The organism is Cryobacterium sp. PH29-G1 (assembly GCF_030063365.1).
Lineage (GTDB): Bacteria > Actinomycetota > Actinomycetes > Actinomycetales > Microbacteriaceae > Cryobacterium.
The window spans coordinates 1-23,071 of sequence record NZ_JASISY010000007.1 but is presented as its reverse complement, the minus strand read 5'-3'; the positions used below and the strand labels follow the sequence as shown (position 1 = coordinate 23,071).

The following is a 23,071-nucleotide window of genomic DNA, read 5'->3' as shown; positions in this document are numbered from 1 at the left end:
ATACTGTGACAGATGCCCGCCTCGCCATCATCGTATTAGCCGCCGGTCAGGGTACCCGTATGAAATCCAGCCTGCCGAAGCTGCTGCATCCGCTCGCTGGAGTTCCGATCGTCAGCCATGTGCTGGCCACCGCGCGCGCACTGGACGCCGCACACGTCGTCACGGTTGTGCGCCACGAACGTGACCTGCTCGCCGCCGTCGTGGCGGAAGACCTGCCGGAGAGCACGATCGTCGATCAGGACGAGATTCCGGGCACCGGCCGGGCCGTCGAGCAGGCCGTCGCCGCGCTGCCGGCCGATTTCGACGGTGACGTACTCGTCATCAACGGTGACGTGCCGCTCCTGAACGCGGCCACCCTCACCTCCTTTATCGCCTCCCACCGCAAGGGAGCCGCCGCCGGTACCGTTCTCTCCGCCTACCCGGACGACGCGACCGGCTATGGCCGCATCATCCGCTCGGTCGAGGGTGTTTTTGACCGCATCGTTGAGCAGAAGGATGCAACGGATGCCGAGTTGGCCGTCACCGAGATCAACGCCGGCGTGTACCTGTTCGGGTTGAGTGCCCTGCGCGAGCAGCTCGCCCAGCTCACCACCGCCAACGCTCAGGGTGAGAAATACCTCACTGATGTGGTGCAGCTGCTGCGCCGGGCCGGTTCGGAGGTGAGCGCCGTTCCCGTCGCAGACGCCTGGATCGTCGCCGGCATCAACGACCGCGCCCAGCTCGGTGACACCGCGCAGAAGCTCAACGCACTGATCGTGCGCGGCTGGCAGCTCGCCGGCGTGACCGTGCAAGACCCGGCCACGACCTGGATCGATCTGAAGGCGGTGCTCGCGGCCGATGTCACCGTGCTGCCGGGCACCCAGATCGTGGGGGCCACCGTGGTGGCCACCGGCGCCATCATCGGCCCGGATAGCACCCTGCGCGACTGCGAGATTGGCCAGGGTGCCCGCGTGAATCGCACCGACGCGACCCTCGCGGTGATCGAATCCGGGGCATCCGTTGGCCCGTTCTCCTACTTGCGTCCCAATACCGTGCTCGGTGCTGACGGCAAGATCGGCGCCTTCGTCGAGACCAAGAACGCCCAGATCGGCGCAGGCAGCAAGGTGCCGCACCTGAGCTATGTGGGCGATGCCACCGTGGGCGTCGGATCGAATATCGGCGCGGGAACAATCTTCGCCAACTACGACGGCGTGGCCAAGCACCACTCGGCGATCGGGTCGCACGTGCGCACCGGGTCGCACAACGTGTTCGTCGCGCCGATTACAATTGGAGACGGAGCGTACACGGGCGCAGGCACGGTCGTTCGCAAGAGCGTGCCGGCCGGCGCATTGGCCATCAACGTGGCCCCGCAACGCAATATGGACGGCTGGGTTCACGCCAACCGTCCGGGTACAGCCGCGGCGACCGCCGCGGCCGCCAGCCTGAGCAACACAGAACGCGTGGACAGCACGAAGACTGGAGAATAGGTGTCGGAAATCAAGACCAGCGGCGATAAACGACTAGTACTGGTTTCGGGGCGAGCACACCCGCAGCTCGCGCTCGATATCGCAACGGAGCTTGGTTCAGAGCTGCTCCACACCGACGCACGCACCTTCGCCAACGGCGAGCTGTATGCCCGGTTCGACGAGAGCGTGCGTGGCTCGGATGCTTTCGTCATCCAGTCCCACACCGCGCCGATCAACGAATGGCTGATGGAACAGCTCATCATGGTTGACGCGCTCAAGCGGGCCTCGGCCAAGCGCATCACGGTGGTGGCCCCGTTCTATCCCTACGCCCGACAGGACAAAAAGGGTCGCGGCCGCGAGCCGATCTCGGCCCGCCTCGTGGCCGACCTGTTCAAGGTCGCCGGCGCCGATCGCATCATGTCGATCGACCTGCACGCCGCCCAGATTCAGGGTTTCTTCGACGGGCCCGTCGACCACCTGTTCGCGATGCCGGTGCTGCTCGAGCACTTCCGCGAAAAGCTTGACCCCGCTACCCTCACCGTGGTTTCGCCCGACATGGGTCGCGTGCGTGTCGCCGACATCTGGAGCGACCGCCTCGGCGTGCCGCTGGCCATCATCCACAAGCGTCGCGACCCGCTCGTGCCGAACCGGGTCTCCGTGCACGAGATTGTCGGCCAGGTTCGCGGCCGCGTCTGCCTGCTGGTCGACGACATGATCGACACCGGCCGCACGATCGCCCTCGCCGCCGAAGCTCTGCGTGAGGCCGGCGCCATCGGCGTTGTCGTCGCCGCCACCCACGCCGTGTTCAGCGACCCGGCCGTGGACATGCTGCAGAACCCAGCCATCAGCGCCGTCGTCGTCACCGACACCCTGCCGATTCCGCCGGAGAAGCGCTTCCCGACCCTTACCGTGCTGCCGATCGCGCCGCTTCTGGCCCGCGCCATCCACGAGGTCTTCGACGAGGGTTCGGTCACCTCAATGTTTGACGGCGCCGCGTAACAGGTAGGTTGCTCAGCCGCGCACGGGGCTGATTTCGGAGGCGGTGGCTATGGCCGCCGCCTCCGCTTCTTTAACGGCGCCAAGAATGGATGCTGCGCTTGCGCGTTACGCAAACGTTCTCGCGTTCTCGCGTTCTCGCCGAGACGTGAGTTTCAATCGCTGAGACGTGAGGTTAAGCCCGTTTCGGGCCGTTTTCGGGGCGAGACTCACGGCTCGGCGGCGCGGGTCCGACGAAACTCACGGCTCGGCGGCGTGCTCGCTAGGTGGGTGTGCCGGGGGCGAGTTGGCGTGGCGCCGACGGGATGACGCCGAGTGGCGTCACAAAGGTCTCCCGCTCGTTCTGGTCGATCGCGTAACACTGCCAGCCGAACCCGCCCGCTCCGGTGAGCTCGAAGCGGGCATCAAAGTTGACCGCGGAGGGGTAATACCGAGCCACCGCGCTCACGCAGGCATTGGCGGCGGTGTCGGAAGCTACGCGCATCGTCGTGAGCACGCCCGGTACGACGAGGGCGAGAATGCCGAGCACCACCACGACGCGCAGGATCGACGTAAAGTGTTTCCCGCGGAGTGGACGGTAGTCGTCGTTGGGTTCGTAGCCGGAGAGTTCGGGGTGGTTATCAGTCATGGGTGACCCCATTGTTCCAGACCCGGGTGTGAAGTGACGGGTTGAGTACAGAACAGGCCGGCGGGTGGCTAGTGCGTGGATGCCTCGGTCACGATTTCCGTGCGGTCGCCCGACCACAGGGTGTGGAACGTTCCGGGCAGGTCGACCCGGTGGTAGGTGTGGGCGCCGAAGAAGTCCCGCTGTCCCTGTACCAGGGCCGCCGGCAGTCGTTCGCTGGCGAGCGAGTCGAAGTAGCTCAAGGCTGACGCGAATCCGGGAACCGGGATGCCCGACAGCGTCGCCGTCGACACCACGCGGCGCCAGGCCGACTCGCCGTCGGCCACGGCCTGGGCGAAGTACGGGTCAACGAGAAGGGACGGGATCGACGGGTCGTTGGCGTACGCGTCGACGATGCGGTTGAGGAACTGCGCCCGAATGATGCAGCCGCCGCGCCAGATGGTGGCGATGGCGCCCTTGTCGATGTTCCAGTTGTATTTGGCCGCACCGGCGATGATGGCGTCGAAACCCTGCGCGTAGGCCACGATCTTCGACGCGTAGAGCGCCTGGCGAACGTCTTCCTGGAACGTGTGGCCGACCACGGCAATTTCGGGGCGAGCCGTGATGGTGGCGCGCACCGGTCCGCGCTGTTCCGGGTGGCTCGAGACGGCGCGGGCGAAGACAGCCTCGGCGATTCCGCCGACGGGAACCCCGAGGTCGAGCGCGTTCTGCACGGTCCACACGCCGGTGCCCTTGGAACCGGCCTCGTCGAGCACCACGTCGATGAACGGCTTGCCGGTCTTCGCGTCGACCTGGCGCAGAATCTCCGCCGTGATTTCGATCAGGTAGCTGTTGAGCTCCCCGCCGTTCCAGTCGGTGAACACGTCGGCGATGGCCTCGGGGGAGTGGCCGCCAACCTTGCGGAGCAGGTCGTAGGCCTCGGCAATGAGCTGCATGTCGGCGTACTCGATGCCGTTGTGGATCATCTTGACGAAGTGGCCGGCGCCGTCGGTGCCGATGTGGGTAACGCAGGGCACGCCGTCGACAACGGCGGCGATGGATTCGAGAATGGGGCCGAGGGTCTTGTACGCCTCCACCGAGCCACCGGGCATGATGCTCGGGCCGTTGAGGGCGCCCTCTTCGCCACCGGAGATGCCGGCACCGACAAAGTTGAGGCCCTTGGCGCTCTGTTCCTTTTCGCGACGGATGGTGTCGGTGAATTCGGCGTTGCCACCGTCGACGATGATATCGCCGGGCTCAAACAACTCCGAGAGCTGCGAGATAACGGCGTCGGTTCCGCGGCCGGCCTGCACCATGATGATGGCGGTGCGGGGCTTCGTGAGCGAGGCGACGAAGTCGGCGATGCTCTCGGAAGCAACGAAGTTCGCCTCGGGGTGCTCGGTCGTGAGCAGGCGTGTGCGTTCGGGGGAGCGGTTGTAGACCGCCACGGTGTTTCCCTCGCGGCCGGCGAGGTTGCGGGCGAGATTCGAGCCCATCACCGCCAAACCGACGACGCCAATATTTGCCTGTGCTGAACCGGACTCTGACACGTTTTCTCCTTTGGGGCTGTTATCTCCAGACCAATCTCCAGATTAGTCGGTGCCTGCGTGACGCGCACCTCGCACGATCGGTCGTTGAATGCGATGAGCATTACGGGTACGCTTGATCAATGTAATCAGATTTATTGCGCGTATATTGCGAAATGATCCGATGTAATGAAGCAACGGCCCATGGAGTGGAGCGTCAATGACTGATGAAATCCTGAACCGTACACCCCGTATTTCCTCTCCCGAAAAACCGATCGTGGTAATGGGAGTGCAGGGATGCGGCAAATCGACGGTCGGCCGCGGCCTGGGCAACGCCCTGGGACTGCGGTTCACCGACGGCGACGACCTGCACAGCCTCGAGGCCCGCGCCAAAATGGCGGCCGGGCATCCGCTCACCGACGCCGACCGGATCCCGTGGCTCACCCGCATCGCCGAAACGATTGCCGCGTCCCTTGAGCACGGCGAGCCCATCGTGGTGGCCTGCTCGGCGCTCAAGCGCAGCTACCGCGATCTGCTGCGCAGCATCGCTCCGACGCTGGTGTTTATCGAGCTGTTCGGTGACCAGGCGCTCATCGCCGAGCGGTTGACCCATCGCAACCACGAGTACATGCCCGCCGCGCTGCTCGACTCGCAGTTTGCCGCCCTCGAGCCGCTTGCGCGCGACGAGGCCGGTCTTCGCATCAACCTCATGAATACTCCCGACGAAATCGTTGAACTCGCCGTTGAGTTTCTGCAGCACACACGATTCCCCGATAAGAAAGAGATAGCCGACGCATGACCGATCTTGAAATGAATTGGGTGTTGTCGACACCCGCTCTGCTGGGCGTTGCCGCCGGCGCCATCGCGCTCCTGCTCGTCTTGATCATGAAGTTCAAGGTGCATGCCTTTCTCTCCTTGATTATCGTGAGCCTGCTCACCGCAGTGGGCACCGGAATCCCGACGGCCAGACTGATGGCGACGCTGCTCGACGGGTTCGGCGGAACGCTCGCGAGCGTTGCCCTGCTCGTCGGTCTCGGCGCCATGCTGGGCCGAATGCTGGAAACCAGTGGGGGCGCGAAGGTGCTCACCGATGCCCTGATCACCCGGTTCGGTGAGAAGCGAGCCCCGCTCGCCCTTGCCGTGGCCTCGCTGATGCTCGGATTCCCGATTTTCTTCGACGCTGGCCTCGTCGTCATGCTGCCCATTATCTTCGCGGTCGCCCGTCGCCTGGGCGGGTCGTTCCTCGGCTACGCGCTGCCCTCGGCCATCGCCTTCTCGGTGATGCACATCTTCGTACCGCCGCACCCCGGGCCCGTCGCGGCCACCGGGCTTCTGGGTGCTGATGTCGGGCTCGTGCTGATTTTCGGACTGATCGTTGCCTTGCCCACCTGGTACTTCGTGGGCTATCTCTTCGGTCGGTACGTGGGACGCAAGTACGACATTCCCGTTCCCTCGATCCTGAGCGGCAGCACCGGAAACTTCGCCGAGTTCGAATCGACACCCAAGGTCGGAACCGTGCTCACGCTGCTGCTGCTTCCGATCGGTTTGATCTTTCTCAACACCGGCCTCAACATGGCCGCCAGCGCTGACCTGGTCTCGCTCGACAGCACCTGGGTGCAGATTCTGCGCACCCTGGGTGAGACCCCGGTTGCCCTGCTCATCACCGTGCTGCTCGGCATGATTTTGCTCGGCTGGAAGAAGCGCAAGTCCGCCAACCTCGTGGAAGCTGTTGTCGACAGTGCCCTCGGTCCGGTGTCGTCCGTCATTCTCATCACGGGCGCCGGTGGCATGTTCGGCGGAGTGCTACGGGCCAGCGGCATCGGCAACGCGATTGCCGAGTCGCTCGACGCCGTCGGGCTTCCGGTCATCATCGCCGGGTTCGTCATTGCCGCTGTGGTGCGCATCGCGCAGGGTTCGGCGACCGTCGCGCTGACGACATCCGCTGCCCTGTTGCAGCCGGTCGTGATGGGCAATGCGAGTTTCAACCCGGTGGAGTTGGCCGCGATCGTTCTCGCACTCGCCGCCGGATCGGTGTTCGCCGGTCACGTCAATGACTCGGGCTTCTGGTTGGTCAGCCGGTTTTTCGGAATGGACACCAAGACCACGCTGAAAACCTGGACGGTCGGCCAGGCCCTCGTCGGGGTCATCGGCTTCGCCATCGCCCTGGCGATCTACATCGTTGCGGGGCTGTTCTAGATAGAACCTAGCCCGGCTCGCCGTCCGCCCAGATCGAACTCATCTCGTCGAAGGCTCGTTCCATGATGCCGAGCATGGCGGTCTGGGCGGCGGCGGCGTCACCGCGCTGAATGGCGCTGGCGACATCAACGTGCAGTTGTAGGGCATCGTTGTGCGGATGCTCCGGCATCAGCCCGTAGTTTGTGCGGCCGGTCAGAACTTCGGCCACGAGCGAGTTGAGCTTGGCGAACATCTCGTTGCCCGAGCTCGCGAGCACCAGGCGGTGAAACTCAATGTCCAGAATGAGGAATTCGGCCGGGTCGTCGGCCTGTCCCGCCGCCCACAGCTTGCCGGCCAGGCCCATGAGCTCGCTCGCATCGGCCAGCGGGGCCCTGGTGGCCGCCAGACGTGCTGCCTCTGGTTCGATCGCGGTGCGCAGCTCGGTCAGTGAGCGCAGCTGACTGATTCGGGCGGGGGAGGCCAGGCGCCAACGGATGACCTGGGGATCGTAGAGGTTCCAGTCGGATTCCGGAAGAATCTGCACGCCCACGCGACGACGTGAGGCGATCATGCCCATCGAGGCGAGTACCCGGATGGCCTCGCGCACGACGGAACGGGAGACGCCGTAGCGTTCCTCGAGTTCCTCGATCCGAAAGACGGATTTGGTGGGCAGCTCTCCGGCGCAGATCGCGAGGCCGAGCAGATCGAGAATCTGAGCGTGCAGGCCGTGCAGGGCGGAGTTTTCGTCGAGCGCCCGGGGAAGGGCTTCCAGTGAGTCGGGCTCCGTCGCCCGCGTCACTGCGTTTACGTTATCCGTCATGCCACACATCATATCGTTTTGATCTCAGGGTTGAATAAGTATGTTTTATTCTGTAATGTCTTCCAACGAGACAGATGTAAAGATGCATCGGTCGGGGATCTGTGTGACGATGCACGGGTTTGCGAATTGGAGACACAGTGAAGCGTCATTCAGTTATTCGTGTTGCGGCTATCGCCGCAGCGACAATTATCGCGGCGGGAACGCTCAGCGCCTGCAGCACCGGTTCCAGCGACGACGGGGGCTCGAAGACTCTTCGGGTCACTCTGGCCAACCACGTCTGGACCGACACCATCAAGGCGAAGCTGCCCGAATTCGAGGCGGCCACCGGCCTCAAGGTCGAGCTCAGCCAGTATGGCGAAGACCAGCTGTCCGATCAGTACAACGTCAAGCTCAATGCGGGCACCGACGAGATCGACGTGATGATGTATCGCCCGCTCCAGGAGGGCAAGCTGTTCGCCAAGAACGGCTATCTCGCTGATCTGAGCGACGACGTTGAGTCCAATGCCGATTGGAACTGGAGCGACTTCCAATCCGGTCCGGTCGGATCAACGACCTACGACGGCAACGTGGTGGGGGTACCGATCATCACCGAGCAGGAAGTGCTCTACTACCGCAAGGACCTGCTGGCCGCAGCCGGACTCGAAGTTCCCACAACGATGGACGAACTCGAAGCCGCGGCACAGGCCGTCAAGGAACAGAACCCGGGCGTTGCCGGATTCGTCGCCCGCACCGGCAAGTCTGCCGCCGTCACGCAGTTCTCCAGCTTTCTGTACAGCTTCGGCGGTGACTTCATCGACAAGGACGGTAAGTCGGGAGTCGCCAGCCCTGAAGCGAAGGAAGCCTACGCTTTCTACGGCAAACTCATTCGCGAGTACGGGCCCGAAAACGTCAGCACCGACATGAGCTGGCCCGAGGCCATGGCCATCTTCACGCAGGGCCAGGCCGGCTTCTACACCGAGGCTGACAGCCTCTACAAGAACGCGACCGACCCCGAGACCTCCAAGGTTTCTGACACCGTCGGTTTCGCGCCGATGCCCGCCGGCCCCGGCGGCTCCGTCGCCTACAACGTGCCGTCCTGGGCGCTCGGCATCAATGCCGAATCGAAGAACTCGGCCGAGGCGTGGAAATTCATTGAATGGGCCACCAGTGAGGACCTCACCCTGGCGGTGCAGCAGGACGGCGTTCCCGGCGCACGTCAGTCGGTCTGGGAAGACCCAGCCGGCACCTCGAACTACCCGGCCGATCTGGCCGCAGCGATCGCCACGAGCACGAAGAACGGTGTCGGTCATGACCGGCCGCTCGTGATCAAGGTGCCCGAGGCACGCGAGATCGTCGGCGACCCGATCGTCATTGCCATCACCGGCGGAGACTCCGACGCTGCAGCGGATGCCGCGAGCGATGCCTTCCAGGGCATCCTCGACGACGAATAGTCAGCAGCACGCACGTGGGGCGGACGATCATGTGGATCGTCCGCCCCACGGACCCACCATTTTCTGAAGGCGTAACACCAAGTGTGAGGTGAACGATGACCACGATGGTCACCACCAAGCCCTCGATGTGGACGAATTACTCCACGTGGGCAAACCGGTATCGCAAGTGGCTTTTCGCCGCTCCCGCGATGATATTTGTTGGACTGCTGATTGCTGTGCCACTGGGCTGGACCCTGTATCTCAGCGTGACCGATTCCGAGGGGTCGGTTCGCGCTGCGTCCAACCTGGTCGGGCTCAGTAACTACTTTGAGGTTCTCACCGACACGGACCGCTTTTGGCCGGCAGTGATGCGCACCTTCGTGTTCACCGGTGGAGCCCTCGCGGTCGAACTGGTCCTGGGCATGTGCATTGCCCTGCTGCTCTGGCGTCCGTTCCGCGGCGAGAAATGGGTGCGCGTGGCGATCCTGCTGCCACTGGTGGCAACCCCCGTCGCCGTGGGAATGATGTGGCGCCTTATCTTCGATCCGAACATCGGCTTCGCCAACCAGGTTTTGAGCTGGATCGGTATACCGGCCCAGCCGTGGCTTTCCGGCCAGTACACCGCGCTGCCCACACTGATGTTCGTGGACATTTGGCAGTGGACGCCGATGGTGGTGCTGATGCTGCTCGCCGGCCTCACCTCGCTCTCCGACGAACCCGACGAAGCGGCCCGCATTGACGGTGCCAACTCGTGGCAGCGTTTCTGGTTTGTCACGCTGCCTTTGATGCGGGCCACCGTCATTGTCACCGTCGTGCTGCGCGGCATCGATGCCCTGAAGACCTTCGACATTCTGTATGCCACGAAGGGTAAGGGTGGTGGCTCGTTCCACGAGGTCGAGACACTCAATATCTATGCCTTCGGCTTGAGTTTCGACTACAACGACTACGGGATCGCCTCCACCGTGCTGGTCCTGTTCTTCCTGCTCATCATCGCGATCATGTGGGTACTCACCTACCGCAGAAAGGCGAACCGGTCATGACCACGACACTGCCAACTCGTTCCGCAGCAAAGACACCGACCCCGGTTGCATCTGCACCGCGGCGCCGCAAACCGCGCGCCTACAAGACCTTCCGGGTGGTCGCGCTCACGCTGACCGTGCTCTTGTTCATCGCGCCCCTGGCCTGGATGCTGATTGCGTCGCTCAAATCCAACGTTGACATCTTCGACGCGAGCAAGACGCTGTTCTTTACACCGACCCTCGACAACTACGACAATGTGCTCAGCCGCAACAACTATCTGATCTTCATCTTCAATAGTTTCTGGGTTGCGTTGCTGTCCACCCTGTTCTCCCTGCTCATCGGTGTTCCTGCTGCCTATGCGATGAGTCGGTTCGCCATGCATCGTTCCGCGCTGGTCGTGCTCATGGCACGCATCATCCCGGGCGTCAGCCTGCTCGTACCGTGGTACTTCATCTTCGCCAACATGCGCATGGTCGGCGGCTTCGGCGTGCTGATCCTCTCGCATATGTTCGTTGCCCTGCCGCTCATCGTGTACATCATGATCAGCTACTTCGACTCGACTCCGCTCGAATTGGAGGAACAGGCCCAGGTTGACGGGCTCACCCACATCGGCGCGTTCCTGCGGATCACGCTTCCGCTGTCGGTTCCCGGACTCGCCACCGCAGGCATCCTCTCGTTCATCTTTTCGTGGAACAACTTCATGTTTGCGCTCGTACTCTCCGGAGCGAACACCAAGACCCTGCCGGTGGCAATCTTCAACTTCGTCTCGTACGCGAGCATTGACTGGGGCAGCCTGATGGCCGCGGCCGTTGTCGTGACCGTTCCCATCATGGTGATTGCCCTGTTCACCCAGAAATACATCGTGTCCGGCCTGACCGCCGGGGCGACCAAGGGGTAGCAGTGCGCTTCCCACCGATCGTCGTCATGGGCGTGCAGGGCTCGGGCAAATCCACCATCGGCGAACTGTTGGCCGAGCAGCTCGGTACCCGGTTTCTCGACGGTGATGCCCTGCACCCCGCCGCCAACAAAGCCGTCATGGCCGCCGGGCAGGCGCTGCAGGATGAACACCGGATGCCATGGCTGCACGAGGTCGGGCGACAACTGGCCCTGGGCCAGAGTGAGGGCATCGTGATCGCCTGCTCGGCGCTCAAGCTCAGCTATCGCGACCTCCTACGCACCCATGCCGCCGACCTGTTCATCGTCGATCCGGAAGGTGCGATCGAGGTGATCGCGGCCCGACTGCGCGCCCGCACCCATGAGTTCATGCCACCGGCGTTGCTGCAGTCGCAGTACGACACCCTCGAAGTACGAACCGACGATGAACGCGGCGTGACCGTCGACATCGTCGAATCGCCCGGCGTCATCGTCGAACGGATCCTCGCGGCCCTGGCCGCTGAAACAGAAGGTCATGAGGTCGACAGTGTCGATAATCACCCGCGTTGAAACTTTTCTCGTCGCACCGCGCTGGTTGTTTGTGCGGCTTGAGACCAGCGATGGCATCGTCGGCTGGGGCGAGGCCAGCCTGGAGGGGCACTCCGATGCCGTGCGCACGGTCGTCGAACAGTTCGCCGAATACCTCGTCGGTGCCGACCCCGATCGCATTGAAGATCACTGGCAGGTCCTGACCAAGAGTGGTTTCTACCGGGGTGGTCCGGTGTTCGGCAGTGCCGTCTCCGGTATCGACCAGGCGCTCTGGGACATCAAGGGCAAGTCCCTCGGAGTGCCCGTGTACCAGCTGCTCGGTGGCGCCGTGCGCGATCGCATCCGCATGTACGGCTGGGTCGGCGGGGATGATCCGAGCGGCATCAGCGACGCTATTGCGGCGCAAATAGAGGTAGGACTGACGGCAGTGAAGATGAATGCCTCCGGCATCATGAGCCGCGTCGGCACCGTCGCCGAAATTGACGGCGTGCTGGAGCGGGTCGCCGCAGCCCGTGCCGCCCTCGGCCCCGACCGGGATGTGGCCGTGGACTTTCACGGTCGATTCACGCTCGCCAATGCCCGCCGGATCGCCCCGCTGCTCGAACCGCTGCGACCGTTCTTCATCGAGGAGCCGGTCGTTCCGGAGAACTCTCACTTGATCGGACAACTCGCCCAGGCTACGTCCATACCGATCGCGACCGGGGAGCGGCTCTACACGCGGCAGGATTTTCTCCCGGTCTTTGGTGCCGGTATCGCCGTGGCGCAGCCCGACCTGTCGCACGCCGGTGGCATCTCCGAGGTGCGCCGCATCGCCGCGATGGCCGAGGTGTATGACGTGCAACTGGCGCCACACTGCCCGCTCGGCCCGATCGCGCTCGCAGCCTGTCTGCAGGTGGGTTTTGCAACGCCCAACTACCTCATTCAGGAGCAGAGCATCGGAATTCACTACAACCAGGGCGCCGAGGTACTCGACTACGTGCTCGACAAGGAGCCATTGAAATTCGTGAACGGCAACATTGAGCTACTGACGGGCCCGGGACTGGGAATTGAGGTCGATGAGGCAGCCGTACGAGCCGCCGATTCTCGCGGGCACACCTGGCGGTCACCGGTCTGGCGCCACGCCGACGGCGCGCTGGCGGAGTGGTGACGGCCATGACGACCCCGACCGAATTCCTCGCGCGACTCCACCGGGAACGCCTACTGGCTATCGTTCGCGGCGACAACCCGGAGGCGGCTCTGGCCGCGTCGCTGACACTCTTCGCCGGCGGCATCCGCTTTCTCGAAGTGTCGCTGGTAACAACGGATGCGCTGGCCATCATCGCCGAACTGGCCCGGCTCGCCCCACGCGACTGTGTCGTCGGTGCCGGAACCGTGCTCACCATCGACGACGTGCACCGCTCGGCCGCCGCCGGTGCGACCTTCATGGTGACGCCGGCCGTGACGGAGGCCATCGACGAATCGGCGCGCCTGGGGCTGCCGGTCTGCGCGGGAGCGCTGACGCCGACGGAAGTCGTGGCGGCCCGGCGCGCGGGCGCCACCGTGGTCAAGCTCTTTCCCGGATCGTTCGGCGGCCCGGCCTATCTGAAGGCGCTGCGCGATCCGCTACCCGACGTGCCGTTCATACCCGTGGGCGGTGTCGATGCCGGGCTGGCCCGGGAATACTTCGCGGCCGGCGCCGTCGGCGTGGGCATTGGCAGCCCGCTGCTGGGGGATGCCGCGCGCGGGGGAAACCTGGACGATCTGCAGGCCCGGGTTGCCGCCTTCCTGCTGGTTCGCGATGAAGCGAACCGACCGGCACGCACATGACCGGCAATCTCTTGACCGGGCCGGACGTTGTCACCCTCGGCGAGACCATGGTCAGCCTGCGCACCGGAACACCGGTGCGCCTGGGCGGCACCCTGCAGATGACCATGGCCGGCGCCGAATCAAACGTCGCCATCGGACTGGCCCGGCTCGGCCACTCCGTACGGTGGGGTGGTCGCGTCGGCCGCGACGAAGCGGGGGAGTACCTATTGCGCACCCTGCGCGCAGAATCAGTGCTCGTTGACACTGTCGCGATCGACCCCGACCGGGCGACCGGTCTCATGCTGGCCGAACGCCGCATCAACGACCTGTCGCGAGTGACCTACTACCGCAGCAATTCTGCCGGCTCGGCGCTCTGCCCAGCGGATGCCGCCGCGTGCCTCGCGGTGCCGCCGCGGCTCCTGCACGTCTCCGGCATCACCCCGGCGCTGTCTCCCTCGGCCGCGGAGGCCATTACCGAGGCCGTGCAGCTGGCGCGCGCCGCCGGGGCCCTGGTGAGCGTTGACGTGAACTATCGATCAAAGTTGTGGGGCGTTGACGCGGCGCGGGAGAGCCTGTCAATCCTGGCCCGCAGCGCGGACATCGTGATCGCCTCCGACGATGAACTCCCGCTGGTTGTGCAAGGCGCAACCACACCGGATCGAGAGGCGGCCGCCGCGGCCGAGCTCGCGGCATCCGGTGTCGGCACGCTCGTGGTCAAACGCGGCGCGAGCGGGGCGAGCGTCTACTTCGCCGGCACGGTGGCGCATGCCCCGGCGATTCCGGTGACCGTGCGGGACACCATCGGTGCCGGCGACGCCTTCACCGCGGGATACCTGTCGGCCGTGCTGGACGGACGGAGCGCCGCCGAGGCGCTCTACCGTGGCACGGTCACGGGCGCCTTCGCCGTTGGCGCTCTGGGCGACTGGGAGGGAGCGCCCAACCGTGCCGAACTCGCCCTGCTGGCTGCTCCCGCCGGACTGACACTGCGATAGCGGGCACTCGCTCTCGCACCGGCACGACCCCACCACCCTACGACGCGCACAACCAAGGAGAATCATGAAGATCGACAGAGCAGAAGTCATCGTCACCAGCCCGGATCGCAATTTTGTGACCCTCCGGCTCACCACCGACGACGGTCTCGTCGGACTCGGCGACGCCACCCTGAACGGCCGCGAGCTCGCGGTTGTGGCCTACTTGCAGGAGCATGTCGTTCCGCTGCTGCTCGGTGCCGACGCGCACCGCATCGAAGACACCTGGCAGTTTCTGTACCGCAGCGCCTACTGGCGTCGGGGACCGGTCACCATGGCCGCGATCGCCGCCGTGGACGTTGCCCTGTGGGATCTCAAAGCGCAGGCGGCCGGCTTGCCCCTGTACCAGCTGCTCGGCGGTGCCAGTCGCGACAAGATCCTGGCCTATGGCCATGCTTCCGGTCGTGACCTGCCGGAACTGTTCGACTCCATTCGTAAGCACCAGGCCCTCGGCTATCGGGCCATCCGGGTGCAGACGGCCGTTCCTGGCCTCAAGGCGGTCTACGGCGTCGCGGCCCAAACCCAAACCAGCGGCAAACGCTACGACTACGAGCCGGCCCAGCGCGCGGCCCGCCCCGCTGAAGAAGACTGGGACACTCGCGCCTATCTCCAGCACCTCCCCACGGTGTTCGAAGGCGTGCGGGCCGAGTTCGGCACCGAGCTGCCCCTGCTGCATGACGGACACCACCGGATGACGCCGATCCAGGCCGCGAAACTCGGTAAATCGCTCGAGCCCTACGACCTGTTCTGGCTGGAGGACTGCACTCCGGCCGAAAACCAGGATGCCCTGCGCCTGGTGCGCTCGCACACCACCACACCGCTCGCCATCGGCGAGGTATTCAACACCGTGTGGGACTACCAGACCCTGATCAAGGACCAGCTGATCGACTACGTGCGATCGGCCGTCACCCACACCGGCGGCATCTCGCCGATGAAGAAAATTCTGGACTACGCCGCGCAGTATCAGATCAAATCCGGCATCCACGGACCGACGGATATCTCCCCGGTCGGCATGGCGGCCGCCCTGCACCTCGACCTGGCCATTCATAACTTCGGTATTCAGGAGTACATGCAGCACGGTGAGGCCACCAACCGCGTTTTCGAGCAGTCGTTCAGCTTTGCCGACGGCTACCTGCACCCGGGTAACAAGCCGGGCCTGGGTGTGACGCTCAACGTTGATGAGGCCGGGAAGTACCCGTACCAGACGGCGTATTTGCCGTTCAATCGGCTCGCCGACGGTACCGTGCACGACTGGTGAGCGGCGGGGCGCGACACGCCCGGGCTGCCGGGGGCACTCAAACTGTGTAAGCTTGAGATTCGAACTTCGGCGAGGGATAGCGCCGGGCCAGACTATTGGACCGGCGGAATCCGTTATCGACGCGGCGGACGAGACTTTGGGCTTTTCCTCACGCTGACATGCGTTCGAGTTGAATCAGTACCCCATCACCGCGGGCTTCGGCACGCGGACAACTACCTGGGCTCCCCGCCCCGCAAGGAGAAACACCATGGCTAAAGAAGTAAACGCCGTTACCGCTGAACTCCGCGAGAGCTTCGGCAAGGGCGCGGCCCGCAAGCTGCGCGTGCTGGGCATGATCCCGGCCGTCATCTACGGCCACGGCACCGAGCCGGTGCACGTGTCGCTGCCGTCGCACCGCATCGGCCTGCTGCTGCGTCGCACCAACATGATCCTCGAACTGGACATCGCCGGCAAGAAGCAGCTCGTTCTGGTCAAGGACGTGCAGAAGGACCCGGTGAAGTACATCATCGAGCACATCGACCTCATCGTCGTGCGCAAGGGCGAAAAGGTTCAAGTTGAGGTTCCCGTGCACATGACCGGCGAGTCTTTCGCCGGCACGATGGCCGCCTTCGACACCAAGTCGCTCCTGCTTGAGGTTGAAGCCACCGACATCCCCGAGAACCTCGAAGTTTCCGTCGAGGGCCTCGAAGAAGGCGCCCAAATCCACGCCGCCGACGTCACGCTTCCGGCCGGTGCCGAGCTCATCTCCGACCCTGACACCCTCGTCGTCTACGTGCACACGCCGCGTGGCGAGGCTGAAGAAGACGACGAGACCGAGGTCATCACCGCTGGCACGCCCGCCGCCACGCCCGCCGAGTAGTAGCAACCCTCATCAGCTGGTTCTCGTTCAGACGGAGGCTTCCCCTGGATACGAACCTCTGGCTCGTAGTCGGGCTCGGTAACCCCGGGCCCGACTACGCCGGCAACCGGCACAACGTGGGGCAGATGGTTCTCGCGCAGCTCGCCGGCCGTCTGTCGAGCAATTTCAAGCGGCACAAGACGGCCGCGCTGGTCGCCGAGGGGCGGATCGCCCCGGGCGGGCCGAAACTCGTGCTGGCCAAACCGACCACGTTCATGAACGTTTCCGGCAGCCCGGTGGCCGCACTGTTGCGCTTCTATTCCCTGCCGGTCTCCCGGCTCATCGTGGTGCACGATGACCTGGACCTACCGTTTGACACGCTGAAGATCAAGGTCGGTGGTGGGCACGGCGGCCACAACGGACTGCGCGACATTATCGCCGCCACCGGAACGAACGAGTTCGTTCGCATTCGAATGGGCATCGGCCGTCCGCCCGGGCGACAGAGCCCGGCCGACTTCGTGCTGCATGACTTCGTTGCCGCCGAACGCAGCATTCTGCCCAATCTGATAGCGGATGCCGCCGACGCGATCGAACTGATCGCCTCCGACGGCGTCGTGGCAGCGCAGCAGAAGTTTCACGCGCCGTCCTAAGGCTCCTTGGACCCACCGAGTGGGGCTGAACCCGGTTCGGTGCTGTCGGTACCAGTGCGTAGACTCGTCCAGTGATCCTTCAGGGCTTAATCGCAGCGCTCGCGCGCGCCTCCACGTTCGATAATGCCCTCGCCTATGCCAGCCGGGACGCTGATTTCTCGCTCACCGAGGGCCTCCGCGCCCCGCTGCTCGCCGCGTTGCTCGATTTGCGCCGCGATGACGCCCAGATGCTGTTTGTCATCACGGCCACCGGCCGCGAATCTGAAGCCCTGCGCGACAACCTCGGCTGCTTCGCGACGGATGCCGAGATCATTGACTTTCCGGCCTGGGAAACGCTGCCGCACGAACGTCTCAGCCCGAGCGCGGAGATCGTCGGCAGACGGCTGCACGCGCTACGCCGCATGCGTGAGTGGCAGGAATCCGACCCGAGCACCCGGCATCCGCTCATCGTCGTCGCCTCGGTGCGCGCCGCCTTGCAGCCGGTCGCTGACAACCTCACCGACTTCGAACCGATCGAGCTCGCCGTCGGCGGGCGCGGCCACGACCTCTCGGCGATCGTGCTGCAACTGGTCAATATTGCCTACGCTCGCGTCGACATGGTCACCCGGCGCGGCGAATTCGCCGTGCGCGGCGGAATTCTCGACGTGTTCCCCCCGGTCGCCTCGCACCCGTACCGGGTGGAATTCTTCGGCGACGAGGTCGAGCAGATTCGCCTGTTCAGCGTCGCTGACCAGAGGTCCCTGCCCGAGGTCATCACGAGCGTCAGCCTGCCACCGAGCCGGGAACTGTTGCTGAGTCCCGCCGTACGGCAGCGCGCCCGCGAAATGCAGCACGAATTTCCGAGCCTGTCCGATCTGCTCGCGAAGGTCGCCGAGGGCATTCCGGTGGAGGGAATGGAAAGCCTGGCGCCCGCTCTGGTCGACCGGCTGGTACCCGTCACACACTATCTACCGACCAATGCGGCCGTCGCCGTCATCTCACCGGAACGCGTGGCCAGTCGCGCGATCAGCCTCGCCGAGACCAACCGGGAGTTTCTCGGTGCGGCCTGGAGCGCGGCCACGGCGGGTGCCGATGCGCCGATCGACCTGGAATCCGGCGATTTTCTCACGCTGGGGCACCTCCGGGACAGCGTGAAATACTCCGCTCCGGGTGCGCCGGCCAGCGCACACAACTGGTGGACGCTCAGCACCTTTCAGGCGGCGCCGACCGATCTGCCCGTATTGCCCGAAGACCTCGAGCTCGACGAACTGCTCACCATTCGCATCGAAGCGGATGCCGTTCCCACCTTCGCGGGCAATGTCGACGGTGCGGTGGGTCACGTCGCCTCCCGGCTGCACGACGGCTGGGTGGTGGGAATCGTCGCCCAGGGAGCCGGTTTGGTCGAGCGGGCCGCGCAGGTACTCGCCGAGCGCGAGCTGCCGGTGCGGGTGGTGGACGTTTGGCCGCTGGCGCCGGAACCGGGTATTGCCTACCTGCTGAAGGCATCCGTCGATCACGGTTTTGAACTGCCGCAGGCCAAACTCACGCTGATCAGCGAATCGGAGTTCTACGGCCGCACGGTTGGCTATGACGCGCGGCAGATCAAAAAACTCGCCAGCCGCCGGAAGAATGTCGTTGACCCGTTGCAGCTCGTGGCCGGCGACCACGTCGTGCATCAGACGCACGGTATTGGCCGTTTTCTGGAACTGACGCAGCGGGAGGTGTCCAGCGGCGGCCGCAACCCGGTGAAGACCACCCGCGAGTATCTGGTGTTGGAATACGCCCCGTCGAAGCGCGGGCACGCCGGTGACCGGTTGTACGTGCCGACCGATCAGCTTGACCTCGTCACCCGTTATGTCGGTGGTGAAGCACCTGCCCTGAGCAAGATGGGCGGCAGTGACTGGTCGAGCGCCAAGACCAAGGCGCGCAAGGCGGTGCGTGACATTGCCGTTGAACTGGTCAAGCTGTATTCGGCGCGCATGGCCAGCAAGGGGCACGCCTTCGGGCCGGACACCCCGTGGCAGCACGAGCTCGAGGAGGCGTTTCCGTTCGTCGAGACCCCCGACCAGCTCACCACCATCGACGAGGTCAAGGCCGATATGGAGCGGCCCATCCCGATGGACCGGCTGCTCAGTGGCGACGTCGGTTTCGGTAAGACCGAGGTCGCCATTCGCGCGGCGTTCAAGGCCGTGCAAGACGGCAAGCAGGTGGCGATGCTCGTTCCTACCACCCTGTTGGTCAGCCAGCACATGGAAACGTTCAAGGAACGTTTCGCCGGATTCCCGATCCACCTGCGTGCGCTGTCGCGGTTTCAGACCGACAAGGAGGCGCGGGAGACGATCGCCGGCATGCTCGACGGTACCGTGGACGTCGTCATCGGCACGCACCGACTGCTGTCGCCGTCGATCATTTTCAAGGACCTCGGCCTCGTCATCATCGACGAGGAACAGCGGTTCGGTGTTGAGCACAAAGACGCTCTGAAGAAGCTCAAAACCAACGTCGACATTCTCGCGATGAGCGCCACGCCCATCCCGCGATCCCTCGAGATGGCGGTCACCGGCATCCGCGAAATGTCGACTCTCGCCACGCCACCCGAAGATCGCCACCCCATTTTGACCTTCGTCGGACCATACTCGCAGCGTCAGGTGGCCGCGGCTATCCGGCGGGAGCTGTTGCGGGAGGGGCAGATTTTTTTCGTGCACAACCGGGTCACGAGCATCAACCGGATAGCGTCGCAGCTGGCTGAGCTGGTGCCGGAGGCCCGTATCGCGATCGCACACGGTCAGCTGCCGGAGGCGCAGCTGGAACAGGTCGTGGGGGATTTCTGGGAGCGTAAATTCGACATCCTGGTCTGCACCACGATCATTGAGACCGGGCTCGATATCAACAACGCCAACACCATCATCATCGATCGCGCCGACAGATTCGGTTTGAGCCAGCTGCACCAGCTGCGCGGTCGGGTCGGTCGCGGGCGGGAACGTGCCTACGCCTATTTCCTGTACGACGAAAACAAGCCTCTGTCAGAAACCGCGCACGACCGGTTGGCCACCATCGCGGCCAATAACGAGCTCGGTGCCGGTATGCAGGTGGCGCTGAAGGACCTCGAAATTCGCGGCGCCGGCAACCTTCTCGGTGGTGAGCAAGCCGGGCACATCGCGGGCGTCGGCTTCGACCTGTACCTGCGCATGATCGGTGAAGCCGTCAGTGCGTTCCGCGGCGATGTGGCCGAGGGGCAGACCGAGCTTCGGCTCGAACTGCCCGTTGATGCGCACATTCCGCACGACTTCGTTGACAGTGAACGGTTGCGCCTCGAGGCGTACCAGAAGCTGTCCAGCGCGAGCTCGCCCACCGCGACCGACGATCAGATCGACCTCGTGGTGGAGGAACTCACCGATCGTTATGGCGAACCGCCCGAACCGGTGCAGAACCTCGTGGCCGTGTCGCGGCTGCGCTGGCAGGCGCAGCAAGCGGGGCTCGGCGAGGTCGTGGCCATGGGCTCGAATTTGCGCGTGGCTCCAGCCGATTTGGCCGATTCCATTCAGGTGCGTTTGCAGCGGATGTATCCCGGCTCGCGTTATGTCTCGTCCACCGGAGCGCTCAGCGTGCCGATGCCGCGGCCGAACGGCGAAGCACTGGGCGACAAGGCCCTGATCGAGTGGACCAAGACGCTGCTCGCGGCGATTTTCCCGCCGGCGGTGCCGAGTGCGCTGCCGGCGAAATAGTCGTTAAAGCGCGCAGCACCGTCGCGTAAACGGCAACGGTGCTGCGCGCCTCGGCTCGGGGCAGCGGATGCTGCGCTTAGTTCTTCGACGCCTCGTTGCTCTGGTACACATCCGGAATACCGTCTTCGTCGCTGTCCACGGCCTCGCGATCAGCGATGCGCCCGTAGTGACGGTTGCGTCCGCGCAGAACCGCCGTAGCGAGCAGCGCAGCCAGGAGCGAACCGACCAGGATGGCAACCTTGGCGTGGTCGTCGTGCGGGCTGTCCTGCCCGAACGCGAGTTCGCTGATCAACAGCGACACTGTGAAGCCGACACCGGCGAGCAGTGAGACTCCGATGACGTCGATCCAGGCCAGGTCGGGGTCGAGGGTGGCTTTGGTGGTCTTGGTCACGATGAACGTGGCCAGCAGCACACCGATTGGCTTGCCGATGACGAGGGCGACGACGATGCCGACGGCCACCGGGTCGGTGAGCGCATTGAGCAGCCCCTCCGCGCCGCCGAGGGTGACGCCGGCGGAGAAGAACGCGAAGATCGGAATGGCGAATCCGCTGGAGAGCGGGCGCAGGCGGTGCTCGAGGATCTCGGCGAGGCCGGGCCCAGCCTCGGGGCCTCCGCTGCGCTGGCTGCGCAGCACCGGCACGGCAAATCCGAGGAGCACACCGGCGACGGTGGCGTGCACCCCTGAGCTGTGCAGGAGTGCCCAGGTCGTGAAGCCGATGGGGAGCAGGATGACCCACGCCGCCCAGGTCTGGTTCTTGAAGAAATGGGAGTACTTGTGTGCCACGAACCAGTACAGGGCCAGGGGAATGATCGCGATCAGCAGCGGCGGGAAGGAGATGTCGGAGGTATAGAAGAACGCGATGATCGCGATGGCGAGCAGGTCATCGACAACGGCGAGGGTCAGCAGAAAGATGCGCAGGGCGGGCGGCAGCTTCGACCCGATCACGGCGAGCACGGCCAGGGCGAAGGCGATATCGGTTGCAGTGGGGATAGCCCAGCCGCGCAGCGTTTCGGAGCCGGACTGGAGATTGATCAGCACGAAGATGACCGCGGGGATGATGACACCGCCGACGGCGGCGGCCACCGGCACGATGGCCCGGTTGACGCTGCGCAAATCGCCCGCGACGAACTCACGCTTGAGTTCGAGTCCGGCCAGGAAGAAGAACAGGGCGAGCAGCCCGTCGGCAGCCCAGGTGCCCAGGCTCAGCTTGAGATGCCAGGGCTCATAGCCGAACTCAAAATCGCGAAAGGCGTAGTAGCTGTCGGAGAAGCCGGAATTGGCCATGATCAGTGCGGCCACGGTCGCGGCGAGCAGAATCGCGCCGCCGACGGTTTCCTTGCGCAGAATGGCGGACACGCGAATAAATTCGCGGTAGGTACCGCGGCGGAGAATTGTGCGGGTCGAGACGGGGCCGGTCGGGGGAGTCGGTGCGTGGGACGGTTCGGTCATTAAAAAATCCTCTGGTCTTGTGGGCACGCATCTTCGGGCGCGCACATATCTGTGCCGACCAGACTTCCCGGCTCACCGCAACCCAGAATACACGAGGTGTCTGAACCGGCCTCGGAAGGCCCGCCTACGATAGAACCGACGATGGAACCGATCCAGGAGTGCAGACCATGACGAATCCGCTGTTTTCATCCGCTCACGACGGATCACCCCGCCGACCGGAGACCGCGCTCGACACCCTCATGGCAACCGTCGCTCGGCTGCGAGCGCCGGGCGGATGCCCGTGGGACGCCGACCAGACGCACGCCTCGCTCGTGCGCCACTTGGTCGAGGAGACCCACGAACTAATCGAAGCGATTGAAGCCGGCAGCCGCGATGACCTGCTCGAAGAGCTCGGCGACGTGCTCTACCAGGTGCTCTTCCACGCCGATCTGGCCGCGCACACGCCCGAGGAGAACTTTGATATTCAGGACGTCGCGGCGCGGCTGACCGAGAAGATGGTCGGGCGGCACCCGCACGTGTTCGGCGATGTCACGCTCGACACTGCGGCCGAAGTGTCGGCAGCCTGGGACGGTTTCAAAGCCGCAGAGAAGCCCGGTCGCACGAGCGTGCTCGACGGTATTCCGGCGGGAATGCCGGCGCTCGCCCTTGCCGACAAGGTGCTCGGTCGGGCCGAGAAGATCGGCCTGCTCGAAGCGGATGCCGGGTTCCCGCTGCCGATTGAATCCGAAGCTGACCTCGGCCCGCTTTTGTTGGCCATTGTGTCCTCGGCCCGGGCCCAGGGACTTGACGCCGAGCGGGCGCTGCGCACCGCCGTGCGCGACCTGCAGACCGAGATTCGCGGAGCTGAGGTCTCCCGGGCTGAGGTTTCCCTGGCCGAGGTTTCCCGGGCCGAGCCGGGCGAAGACGCCTTCGACGCCGGAATAATAGCCCTCCCCTCCTAACCC

At 64.6% G+C, this 23,071-nt stretch carries 20 protein-coding genes; 16 read left to right on the top strand and 4 right to left on the bottom strand.

What is annotated here, in order from left to right:
• The first annotated feature begins 5 nt into the window (after positions 1-5).
• On the top strand, positions 6-1,466 hold the full coding sequence (glmU, locus tag QMK22_RS10640) for a bifunctional UDP-N-acetylglucosamine diphosphorylase/glucosamine-1-phosphate N-acetyltransferase GlmU (protein WP_283497619.1): 1,461 nt from the start codon (positions 6-8) through the stop codon (positions 1,464-1,466).
• Positions 1,467-2,444, top strand: coding sequence for a ribose-phosphate diphosphokinase (locus QMK22_RS10635; protein WP_283497618.1), 978 nt, complete (start codon positions 1,467-1,469; stop codon positions 2,442-2,444).
• Positions 2,445-2,703: 259 nt separating this feature from the next.
• On the opposite strand, the gene QMK22_RS10630 is transcribed toward QMK22_RS10635, so the two are convergent.
• Positions 2,704-3,069, bottom strand: coding sequence for a hypothetical protein (locus tag QMK22_RS10630; RefSeq protein ID WP_283497617.1), 366 nt, complete (start codon positions 3,067-3,069; stop codon positions 2,704-2,706).
• A gap of 68 nt (positions 3,070-3,137) precedes the next feature.
• Positions 3,138-4,595 (bottom strand): NADP-dependent phosphogluconate dehydrogenase, encoded by a 1,458-nt coding sequence (gnd, locus tag QMK22_RS10625; RefSeq protein WP_283497616.1) that lies wholly within the window; start codon positions 4,593-4,595, stop codon positions 3,138-3,140.
• A gap of 196 nt (positions 4,596-4,791) precedes the next feature.
• On the opposite strand from gnd, the gene QMK22_RS10620 reads away from it, so the two are divergent.
• Entirely contained in the window at positions 4,792-5,370 is a 579-nt protein-coding gene (locus QMK22_RS10620; protein WP_283497615.1) for a gluconokinase, read from the top strand.
• Positions 5,367-6,767, top strand: coding sequence for a GntP family permease (locus QMK22_RS10615; RefSeq protein ID WP_283497614.1), 1,401 nt, complete (start codon positions 5,367-5,369; stop codon positions 6,765-6,767). Before QMK22_RS10620 ends, QMK22_RS10615 begins: the two co-directional genes overlap by 4 nt.
• A gap of 7 nt (positions 6,768-6,774) precedes the next feature.
• Here the strand turns inward: QMK22_RS10615 and QMK22_RS10610 are convergent, their stop codons facing one another.
• Positions 6,775-7,566 (bottom strand): FadR/GntR family transcriptional regulator, encoded by a 792-nt coding sequence (locus QMK22_RS10610; protein WP_283497613.1) that lies wholly within the window; start codon positions 7,564-7,566, stop codon positions 6,775-6,777.
• 137 nt (positions 7,567-7,703) lie between these two features.
• Between QMK22_RS10610 and QMK22_RS10605 the strand changes: the two genes are divergently transcribed.
• The 11 genes from QMK22_RS10605 to mfd all read left to right on the top strand — a co-directional run bounded on the left by QMK22_RS10605 (position 7,704) and on the right by mfd (position 20,677).
• Positions 7,704-8,996, top strand: a complete 1,293-nt coding sequence (locus tag QMK22_RS10605) for an ABC transporter substrate-binding protein (RefSeq protein WP_283497612.1) — start codon at positions 7,704-7,706, stop codon at positions 8,994-8,996.
• A 95-nt stretch (positions 8,997-9,091) separates the two neighbouring features.
• Positions 9,092-10,015: a carbohydrate ABC transporter permease gene (locus QMK22_RS10600; protein ID WP_283497611.1), complete on the top strand. Its 924-nt coding sequence runs from the start codon at positions 9,092-9,094 to the stop codon at positions 10,013-10,015.
• Positions 10,012-10,893, top strand: coding sequence for a carbohydrate ABC transporter permease (locus tag QMK22_RS10595; protein ID WP_283497610.1), 882 nt, complete (start codon positions 10,012-10,014; stop codon positions 10,891-10,893). Before QMK22_RS10600 ends, QMK22_RS10595 begins: the two co-directional genes overlap by 4 nt.
• A gap of 2 nt (positions 10,894-10,895) precedes the next feature.
• Complete coding sequence (locus tag QMK22_RS10590; protein ID WP_283497609.1) at positions 10,896-11,438, top strand: gluconokinase; 543 nt, start codon at positions 10,896-10,898, stop codon at positions 11,436-11,438.
• Complete coding sequence (dgoD, locus tag QMK22_RS10585) at positions 11,416-12,564, top strand: galactonate dehydratase (RefSeq protein WP_283497608.1); 1,149 nt, start codon at positions 11,416-11,418, stop codon at positions 12,562-12,564. Before QMK22_RS10590 ends, dgoD begins: the two co-directional genes overlap by 23 nt.
• A gap of 5 nt (positions 12,565-12,569) precedes the next feature.
• A complete protein-coding gene (locus tag QMK22_RS10580) occupies positions 12,570-13,223 on the top strand; it encodes a bifunctional 4-hydroxy-2-oxoglutarate aldolase/2-dehydro-3-deoxy-phosphogluconate aldolase (RefSeq protein WP_283497607.1) in 654 nt (217 codons plus the stop codon).
• Complete coding sequence (locus QMK22_RS10575) at positions 13,220-14,194, top strand: sugar kinase (protein WP_283497606.1); 975 nt, start codon at positions 13,220-13,222, stop codon at positions 14,192-14,194. The genes QMK22_RS10580 and QMK22_RS10575 overlap by 4 nt, the downstream gene beginning before the upstream one ends.
• Before the next feature lie 64 nt (positions 14,195-14,258).
• Entirely contained in the window at positions 14,259-15,488 is a 1,230-nt protein-coding gene (gene manD, locus QMK22_RS10570) for a D-mannonate dehydratase ManD (RefSeq protein WP_283497605.1), read from the top strand.
• Positions 15,489-15,735: 247 nt separating this feature from the next.
• A complete protein-coding gene (locus QMK22_RS10565; protein ID WP_283497604.1) occupies positions 15,736-16,347 on the top strand; it encodes a 50S ribosomal protein L25/general stress protein Ctc in 612 nt (203 codons plus the stop codon).
• Between the two features lie 44 nt (positions 16,348-16,391).
• On the top strand, positions 16,392-16,976 hold the full coding sequence (gene pth / locus QMK22_RS10560) for an aminoacyl-tRNA hydrolase (protein WP_283497727.1): 585 nt from the start codon (positions 16,392-16,394) through the stop codon (positions 16,974-16,976).
• Between the two features lie 71 nt (positions 16,977-17,047).
• Positions 17,048-20,677: a transcription-repair coupling factor gene (mfd, locus tag QMK22_RS10555; protein ID WP_283497603.1), complete on the top strand. Its 3,630-nt coding sequence runs from the start codon at positions 17,048-17,050 to the stop codon at positions 20,675-20,677.
• Positions 20,678-20,753: 76 nt separating this feature from the next.
• Here mfd and nhaA read toward each other — a convergent pair whose 3' ends face one another.
• Positions 20,754-22,127, bottom strand: a complete 1,374-nt coding sequence (nhaA, locus tag QMK22_RS10550; RefSeq protein ID WP_283497602.1) for a Na+/H+ antiporter NhaA — start codon at positions 22,125-22,127, stop codon at positions 20,754-20,756.
• A 167-nt stretch (positions 22,128-22,294) separates the two neighbouring features.
• On the opposite strand from nhaA, the gene QMK22_RS10545 reads away from it, so the two are divergent.
• A complete protein-coding gene (locus QMK22_RS10545; RefSeq protein WP_283497601.1) occupies positions 22,295-23,068 on the top strand; it encodes a nucleoside triphosphate pyrophosphohydrolase in 774 nt (257 codons plus the stop codon).
• Positions 23,069-23,071 lie beyond the last annotated feature (3 nt).

Coding starts and splice junctions, on each gene's coding strand:
- QMK22_RS10545 (WP_283497601.1), top strand. CDS start 22,295: ATGACGAATCCGCTGTTTTCATCCGCTCACGACGGATCACCCCGCCGA.
- QMK22_RS10580 (WP_283497607.1), top strand. CDS start 12,570: ATGACGACCCCGACCGAATTCCTCGCGCGACTCCACCGGGAACGCCTA.
- QMK22_RS10615 (WP_283497614.1), top strand. CDS start 5,367: ATGACCGATCTTGAAATGAATTGGGTGTTGTCGACACCCGCTCTGCTG.
- QMK22_RS10610 (WP_283497613.1), bottom strand. CDS start 7,566: ATGACGGATAACGTAAACGCAGTGACGCGGGCGACGGAGCCCGACTCA.
- manD (WP_283497605.1), top strand. CDS start 14,259: ATGAAGATCGACAGAGCAGAAGTCATCGTCACCAGCCCGGATCGCAAT.
- QMK22_RS10565 (WP_283497604.1), top strand. CDS start 15,736: ATGGCTAAAGAAGTAAACGCCGTTACCGCTGAACTCCGCGAGAGCTTC.
- QMK22_RS10620 (WP_283497615.1), top strand. CDS start 4,792: ATGACTGATGAAATCCTGAACCGTACACCCCGTATTTCCTCTCCCGAA.
- QMK22_RS10600 (WP_283497611.1), top strand. CDS start 9,092: ATGACCACGATGGTCACCACCAAGCCCTCGATGTGGACGAATTACTCC.
- nhaA (WP_283497602.1), bottom strand. CDS start 22,127: ATGACCGAACCGTCCCACGCACCGACTCCCCCGACCGGCCCCGTCTCG.
- QMK22_RS10630 (WP_283497617.1), bottom strand. CDS start 3,069: ATGACTGATAACCACCCCGAACTCTCCGGCTACGAACCCAACGACGAC.
- QMK22_RS10575 (WP_283497606.1), top strand. CDS start 13,220: ATGACCGGCAATCTCTTGACCGGGCCGGACGTTGTCACCCTCGGCGAG.
- QMK22_RS10595 (WP_283497610.1), top strand. CDS start 10,012: ATGACCACGACACTGCCAACTCGTTCCGCAGCAAAGACACCGACCCCG.